The sequence below is a fragment of the Saccharomonospora iraqiensis subsp. iraqiensis genome (assembly GCF_000430445.1).
Taxonomy (GTDB): Bacteria; Actinomycetota; Actinomycetes; order Mycobacteriales; family Pseudonocardiaceae; genus Saccharomonospora; species Saccharomonospora iraqiensis.
Genome location: NZ_KE387072.1, coordinates 42,425 through 47,157 on the forward strand (window position 1 = coordinate 42,425; position 4,733 = coordinate 47,157).

A 4,733-nucleotide genomic window follows, 5' to 3' on the forward strand; every position below is an offset into this window, starting at 1 on the left:
AGCACCACGTCGGCCCACGGCCGGGAGTACGCCGCCGCCAGCGCCACCACGTCCGGGCCCGTGGCGAGCCGAGCGGCCTTGGCCGCCAACGGGCCGGGCGGGTCGAGGACCAGACGTCCGTTGGCCAGGGTCTCCTTCAGCTGCACCAGCGCACCCCGCGCGTGCGCCTCGGCCAGTGCCGGACCGGCGGAGGGCTCCAGCGGATTCCACGTCGACTGCACGGCCGTGAACACGGCGCGACCGTCCACCTCCGTCGCCAGCGCGCGGCGGATCGTCTCCGCCTGGCGCGGCCCGGACGTGGAGAACCCCACCCGCACACCCCGGTCGGACAGCTCCGCCAGATCCGACAGCAGCGGTTGGTCGTCGAACAACGGACTGTCCGGGGTCAACGAGTGCACCTGGTACAGCGACACCGCCCCGCCCAGCAGCGTCCGGGTGCGGTCCCACTGTGTCCGGAACCGGGTCCGGGAGTGCTCCTTGGTCTCGTGCACCTCGGCGTCCACCCGCCAACCGCCGACGTAGGCGTATCCCCACTTGCTGGACACGACCACGTCCGGGTGCCCGCGGTCGGCGAGCCAGTCCGCGAGGAACTCCTCGGCCCGCCCGTAGGAGGCGGCCACATCCACCCGCCGCACCCCGCGCGCGTAGGCCCGGTCGAGCACCGCGTGGGTGACCTGCCGCATCTCCCGCACGGACCGTTCGTCCGGCAGTACCTCCACCCGGCCCAGATTCAGGTACGCGGGCCTGCCCACCGCAGCCAGTCCGATCGCCGTCCGTGCGAGGTTGTTCATCGGACCGACGGTACGGGGTGGCCCGGGACGGCGAAGGTGTGTGCGCCCCGAGCAGGGCGGTATAGGACGTTATACACCTGAACGTTGTCGGAGGAGTTCGAGGAACTGCTCGGCGGAGAGCACCTCGCGGTGCAGCTTCTCCAGCCGCGCCGCCGGCGCCCGGACATACCCCTTGCCGAAGACCGGCGCGAGTTGACGCAGACTCGCCCCCTCCTCCCGGGCGGCGAGCAGCGTCCAGTCCGAGGCGTTCGCACACGCCGTCGCCGCCTGCCGCAACTGCCCCAGCAGCGCGACCAGCTCCTCCGCGGCCAGCTCCCCCGCCCGCACCGCCCGCGCGGTCTCCTCCAGCCAGGCCAGCATGTCCGCCGCCGTCACGGGTGGCGCGGGGCCGCTCACCGGCGAGTCCACGTCCGGGCCGGTCGGCTGCGTGTCGTCCACGTCCATGCCCGGACGGTATAGGACGTTATACGTCTCTGGCCAGCCGGCGCGTCCCGGGGAGAACCCGCCCCATCCGACAGTGGGGCCGCCCGCGCGCACCGCGGGCGGCCCCACTGTTCCTCGGAGGTGTTGCCGTGGTCGTGTCCGTACCGGCCCGACACCGGCCGGATCAGAGGTACTGGCCGGTGTTGGTCGCGGTGTCGATCACCCGGCCGGAGTCCTGGTTCTTCCCGGTGACCAGGGTGCGGATGTAGACGATCCGCTCCCCCTTCTTCCCGGAGATGCGGGCCCAGTCGTCCGGGTTCGTGGTGTTCGGCAGGTCCTCGTTCTCCGCGAACTCGTCCACGATGGCGTCCAGCAGGTGCTGCACCCGCAGCCCCGGCTGCTCGGTCTCCAGCACCGACTTGATCGCCGACTTCTTCGCCCGGTCGACGATGTTCTGGATCATCGCGCCGGAGTTGAAGTCCCGGAAGTACAGCACCTCCTTGTCCCCGTTGGCGTAGGTGACCTCCAGGAACCGGTTCTCGTCGGTCTCCTCGTACATCCGCTCGACCGTGTGCTGGATCATCGCGTCCAGCGTGGCCTCCGAGTCACCGGCGAACTCCCGCAGGTCGTCGGCGTGGATCGGCAGGTCCGCGGTCAGGTACTTGGAGAAGATGTCCTTCGCGCCCTCGGCGTCCGGACGCTCGATCTTGATCTTCACGTCGAGCCTGCCGGGGCGCAGGATCGCCGGGTCGATCATGTCCTCCCGGTTCGAGGCGCCGATGACGATGACGTTCTCCAGCCCCTCGACACCGTCGATCTCCGACAGCAGCTGCGGCACGATCGTCGTCTCCACGTCCGACGACACACCACTGCCGCGGGTGCGGAAGATGGACTCCATCTCGTCGAAGAACACGATCACCGGGGTGCCGTCGGAGGCCTTCTCCCGGGCCTTCTGGAAGATCATGCGGATGTGCCGCTCGGTCTCCCCGACGAACTTGTTCAGCAGCTCGGGGCCCTTGATGTTGAGGAAGAACGACTTCGCGTCGGCCGCGCGCCCGTCTCCCCTGGCCTCGGCCACCTGCTTGGCCAGCGAGTTCGCCACCGCCTTCGCGATCAGCGTCTTCCCGCACCCCGGCGGCCCGTAGAGCAGGACCCCCTTCGGCGGGGCGAGCTGGTACTTGCGGTACAGGTCCGCGTGCAGGAACGGCAGCTCCACCGCGTCCCGGATCTGCTCGATCTGCCGGAACAGGCCACCGATGTCCTCGTAACGGACGTCCGGCACCTCCTCCAGGGTCAGATCCTCGACCTCGGCCTTCGGCACCCGCTCGTAGGCGTAGCCTGCCTTGGAGTCCACCAGCACCGAGTCGCCCGAGCGCAGGTTCTGCTCGGCCAGCGGGTCGGCCAGCCACACCACCCGTTCCTCGTCGGCGTGGCCCACCACGAGCGCACGGGCGCTGCCGCTGCCGTTCTCCGGCAGCAACGTCTCCCGCAGCGTGCAGACCTCGCCCGTGCTCTCGAACTCACCGGCCTCGACCACGGTCAGTGCCTCGTTGAGCCGGACACTCTGCCCCCTGCGCAGCTCGGACACCTCGACCGCGGGCGAGACGGCCACCCGCATCTTGCGCCCGGACGTGAACACGTCCACGGTGCCGTCCTCGTAGGCGGTGACGAACACGCCGTACCCGCTCGGGGGCTGCGCGAGCCGGTCGACCTCCTCCCGCAGCGCCAACAACTGACTCCGCGCCTCGCGCAGAGTCTCGGTCAGCTTGTTGTTGCGCTCGGTGAGCTGGCTCACCCGCTCGTTGGCCTCCGCGAGCCGTTGCTCCAGCACGCGGTTCTGCCGGGGCGAGTCGGTGAGCTTCCGACGGAGCAGGGCCACCTCCTCCTCGAGGAAACGGATCTGCCGTGCCTGCTCGCTCGATGGGGTCTCCGTGGCTCCGGCTCCGCTCGTCTGTGAAGGGTCGGCCTCCTCGTGCCGACCTCCGGGAAGGTCGTGTGGCATTTCGGCACCTCCTCGGAATGCATTTCTTCCCACGGTACCGGCGATCACCGACATGAAAAGCCCTATCCGCGTTACAGGATCGGCGCGTCGTCCGGCTCCCGACCGTGTACCCGCCGGACCCGCACGGGACTCCGGTACCCGCACGGGCACAACCGGTCACGCCGAACGCACGATCCCGCCCACCGCCGGAATGATCCTCTTCTACGATTGGTCCGCCTCCGGGCGATCACCACAGGCGACGAGGAAACAGGAGCAGTCGTGACACAACCGCCGCAGGGCCCACCCGACCCCTACGGGCAACAGGGCCCGCAACCCGGCCAGTGGGGCAACCCCGGCCAGCCCCAGCAGGCCGGCTGGGGACAGCAGGGTCAGTGGGGACAGCCGGACCCGTGGGCCCAGCAGGGCCAGTGGGGACAACAGGGCCAGTGGGGACAGCCGGGCCAGCCCCAACCCGGTCAGCAGGGCCAACCGGACCCGTACCAGGCCGGGTATCCGCAGGGCTATCCCGGCGCGCACCAGGGGCAGCCCGGATTCGGCCAGCCGGGTTTCGGACCGCAGGGCCCCGGTGGGCAACCTCCGAAGAGCAAGACCGGCCTGATCGTCGGCCTGTCCTTCGCCGGGCTCGCCGTCGTCGGCGGCGCGGTCACCCTGATCCTGCTGCTCACCGGCGGGGACGACCAGGCCGAGGTCGAGGATCTCGCCGACCGCACGGCCAGGGCCATCGAGGACCAGGACACCGCCGCGGCCAGGGAGGTCTCCTGCCCGAGCAACGCCGGCGAGGTCGAGGCGACACCCGACGAGATGCCCGGCGACTTCTCCTTCTCCGCCGAACGGGTCGGTCAGGTCACCATCGACGGCGACACCGCCGAGTTCGACATCGAACTCACCATCGACATGGGCAGCTCGTTGCCGAACAACGCGGGCGGACCGCAGTCCACCACGATGACCCTGGAAGCCGCCCACGAGGACGGCGACTGGTGCGTGAAGGGCTCGAAGCCCTGACTCCGCGCCGCCCGGCCGCCCGGCACGCACCGCCGTCCGCGATGCCGGCGCGGCCCGGGCCACCGTCCCACCCCCGGACGATCACCACAGGCAACTCGAACGGGAACGAGTCGTGACACAACCACCACCGCAGGGCCCACCCGACCCCTACGGACAGCAGGGTCCGCAGGCAGGCCGGTGGGGCCCGCCCGGCCCACCCCAGCAGGGAGGATGGGGCCAATACGACCAGTGGGGACAGCAGGGCCAGTGGGGACAGCAGGGCCAGTGGGGACAGCAGGGCCAGTGGGGACAGCAGGGCCAGTGGGGACAGTGGGGTCAACCGGACCCGTCCCGGGCGGGCGGTTACCCGGGATACGCCCCCCCGGGCCCCGACGGACCGCCGCCGAAGAAGAGGACCGGCCTGATCGTGGGTTTGTCCGTCGCCGGACTCGCCCTCGTCGGCGGGGTGGTCACGCTCGTCCTCGCACTCACCGGTGGGGACGACGAGGAGTCCGAACACCAGGCACAGTCGGGCG

Annotated in this window: 4 protein-coding genes and 1 pseudogene; 2 read left to right on the forward strand and 3 right to left on the reverse strand. The window is 70.6% G+C overall.

From position 1 onward, the window contains the following. The 3 genes from ACTIR_RS0108310 to arc all read right to left on the reverse strand — a co-directional run. The coding region (locus tag ACTIR_RS0108310; RefSeq protein ID WP_026453923.1) for an aldo/keto reductase at positions 1-791 on the reverse strand (791 nt) is incomplete at its 3' end. 69 nt (positions 792-860) lie between these two features. Further along, on the reverse strand, positions 861-1,235 hold the full coding sequence (locus tag ACTIR_RS0108315; RefSeq protein WP_084789366.1) for a hypothetical protein: 375 nt from the start codon (positions 1,233-1,235) through the stop codon (positions 861-863). A 163-nt stretch (positions 1,236-1,398) separates the two neighbouring features. Then, a complete protein-coding gene (gene arc / locus ACTIR_RS0108320) occupies positions 1,399-3,216 on the reverse strand; it encodes a proteasome ATPase (protein WP_026453925.1) in 1,818 nt (605 codons plus the stop codon). Between the two features lie 258 nt (positions 3,217-3,474). Between arc and ACTIR_RS24780 the strand changes: the two genes are divergently transcribed. Both ACTIR_RS24780 and ACTIR_RS26415 read left to right on the forward strand, forming a co-directional pair. Then, positions 3,475-4,218, forward strand: coding sequence for an Rv0361 family membrane protein (locus ACTIR_RS24780; RefSeq protein ID WP_052583782.1), 744 nt, complete (start codon positions 3,475-3,477; stop codon positions 4,216-4,218). A 112-nt stretch (positions 4,219-4,330) separates the two neighbouring features. Further along, positions 4,331-4,733: pseudogene (locus tag ACTIR_RS26415) on the forward strand (hypothetical protein); the annotation flags it as partial.